The 2444-nt window shown below is 49.4% G+C and carries 2 protein-coding genes; one reads left to right on the top strand and one right to left on the bottom strand.

Annotated elements, in window-relative coordinates; genetic code table 11:
• The coding region (locus tag CYD26_RS25340) for a hypothetical protein (RefSeq protein WP_218197071.1) at positions 1-182 on the top strand (182 nt) is incomplete at its 5' end.
• A 121-nt stretch (positions 183-303) separates the two neighbouring features.
• On the opposite strand, the gene CYD26_RS24635 is transcribed toward CYD26_RS25340, so the two are convergent.
• Positions 304-1554, bottom strand: a complete 1251-nt coding sequence (locus tag CYD26_RS24635) for a DUF4427 domain-containing protein (RefSeq protein WP_256588077.1) — start codon at positions 1552-1554, stop codon at positions 304-306.
• Positions 1555-2444 lie beyond the last annotated feature (890 nt).

Below are 2444 nucleotides of genomic sequence, written 5' to 3'. Positions count from 1 at the left end.
CTGGTAACAAAATCAGCAATCCGCCCTGGGTCAAATTTCAATCGGCAGGGTGGGTCAATTTTCCATCAGCGCCAACACATTTTCGGGGCTTACAGTTCTCTCGGATGGGTGATTTTGGCGCCTGCGAAGCCAGTTTGATTCACATTTCACGTGCCCAAGTGAACCTTTCTAGGGCTGGTTGACGCAGAGGCTATTTCCGACTTTCCTTCACGAGTTATAGGATTCCATCCGAGACGGTGAAATTGTCCGCAAGGAAGCCATGCGAGCTGATGGTGTTCTCCTCGATCCGGAGAAGCAATGCCTTCACATATCCTCGTCATCGTCGTCCGGCTTGGGCAAGACGAAGTACCCTCCTCCCCAAATTCGGCCAGCGTATACAGGAGCCCCATCTGGGGAATACGATTTCCGTACACTGAAGTAGGTACTCTGAATGCCAAACTTTTCTCGAAGTTGCTCAGACAGCACCTTTACGATGGCTTGGCGCTCACGCAGATCACGCCCGCGATCCAAGTCGTCCAACGAAGCAAGATAGCGCCCCTTGAGATTCGGTTTGACCCGACCTGCCTTGATCAGGGCTCTGACATAGGGGTGGGTGTTGTTCTGGAACCAGAGCCAGCAGCCACCGCATTCATGGACGGCTTCCTTGGCAGTCGAGTTCTCCAGCATAAGGACACGATTTAAAAAGTCCAAATCTACAGCGTCGACCTCACCCGTTGAGACACTCATACAGGATTTGAAATCAAAGCAGGCCTTGGAAAAAGCCTCCTGTAGCTCTTCATCATCCAAACCATCAATGCTCATGGGGAGTTGGTCGCACACGAGGATGTGATCAACATGAGTCTCGGAAATAAGCCCTTGGTCAATCAAGCACAGGATGTCGTATTGGAGCAGGCGCGCCGTCGGCATATCAGGCACGACGATGCCCACTCCAGTCCACATCTTCTGAGTGAGTTCGAGACCTGGTATCACGTTGCCGTCGTAGCCATTAGCCTCAATCTTTTTGATTTGCCGACGGTAGTTCCCGGGGTACCGCCAGCGCCATTCTGAACATTCACTCGGCTTATCGGACGCGTAGGGGCCATCGGCTATATACCGGTACTGATTGTCGGCATCCTCCCGCATCACGCCATCGATTGGCGTTCCATCCTGAAGGGAGGCCAGCTCGCCAACCCACTGGATCACTGGCTGGAGGCCCCCTTCTTCGGCAGTTTTTTGGGGAAACGTGATGGCGTACTGAGTTACCACACCATTCTGCGCGGCAACACCGTCACGCACAGCAATCAGATCAGCCAGACTAAATCTCGCAAAACAGACCGCTGGATGATCGCCCTGGATAGTTCTGTTGCCGTCGCGGATGCCGTAGGTAGGCCAAAGATAATGCATACGTAAGGCGACCCTGAGAAGAAGTCCCGCCGACCAATCATCGTCATCTGGCTGGCAGTAAGATGGAAAAGATTCAGGTATAAATTCAGGGCACGACCGACTTCTGAGATCAACATCGCGAAAAAAATGCGCCACGCGAGGCACAATGGCACTATTAACTTCTTTAACCATGTCGAAGCCCTCCACTCATCCGGAATGATACGTCCATGCACTTATCCATCCACCAATATGCAAACCCTCAATCGACAACCTCATAAACCATAGACACTACCGACCAAAATCGCAAGCAACCCACAGAAACTTTCCGCTCGCCTAAAACACAAGTAATTCAAATATTGAAATTAAAAAATCCAAGGCAGACAGTCATATTCCGACCAATAAAACACGCAAAATATTTACTCGGTCGCGATCCTAGGCATTGCAAACCTTTAACCTGTTATTGATAACCATGTGGCGACAAACGACTGATTTCCCTTTGATAAAATTTACTCTATCTCTCCATGCAAACACATCAACCCGCGCAGACCTCTGCAATAAACGTCTAACTCACCACAATTTTCTAGACCAGCCTCAGGCAAAATATAGACCACGAGTAAATCGCACAACCATCAACACACCAAACCTCAACATATCCCCAGCACCCGCCCCTCAACCCAACCTCTTGACACAACACGAATCCTGTACTTAATTACCCAGACACACAGCCAATCCATTACTCACCCATGAACCACCATCACGTTCTCATAACTGGACACGAACAGCAGAAAATCAAATATGAAAAACATCCAAACTCAATATCTTCCCACACTACTGAATTGCAATATCGACAAACGGAAAAGTTATCGAGATCAAACAAACCTCTCAAACACAACATGGAAGCTTACCACCATGAAAATTTTTCGGATTAGGCAAGCTTGGATTTCAGACGTATTCGGAGAAACTGCCCAGAACAAAGATAAGCCAAATACCCAGACTCTAGAGGTGTGAATCGCCCCTGGTTCCCTAGACACCTCCAAGCCTCATAATGAGGCCCAAATAGGAGGTGCCATGAGTCGCCAGCG

It is taken from the genome of Pseudomonas sp. FFUP_PS_473 (genome assembly GCF_002858665.1).
In the GTDB taxonomy this organism is placed as follows: Bacteria; Pseudomonadota; Gammaproteobacteria; order Pseudomonadales; family Pseudomonadaceae; genus Aquipseudomonas; species Aquipseudomonas defluvii.
The sequence above is the reverse complement of the archived record's forward strand: the minus strand, read 5'-3'. Positions and strand labels throughout refer to the sequence as shown.

Bases quoted from the DNA above. Each gene is read 5' to 3' on its own strand.
- CYD26_RS24635 (WP_256588077.1), bottom strand. From the start codon at position 1,554: ATGGTTAAAGAAGTTAATAGTGCCATTGTGCCTCGCGTGGCGCATTTT.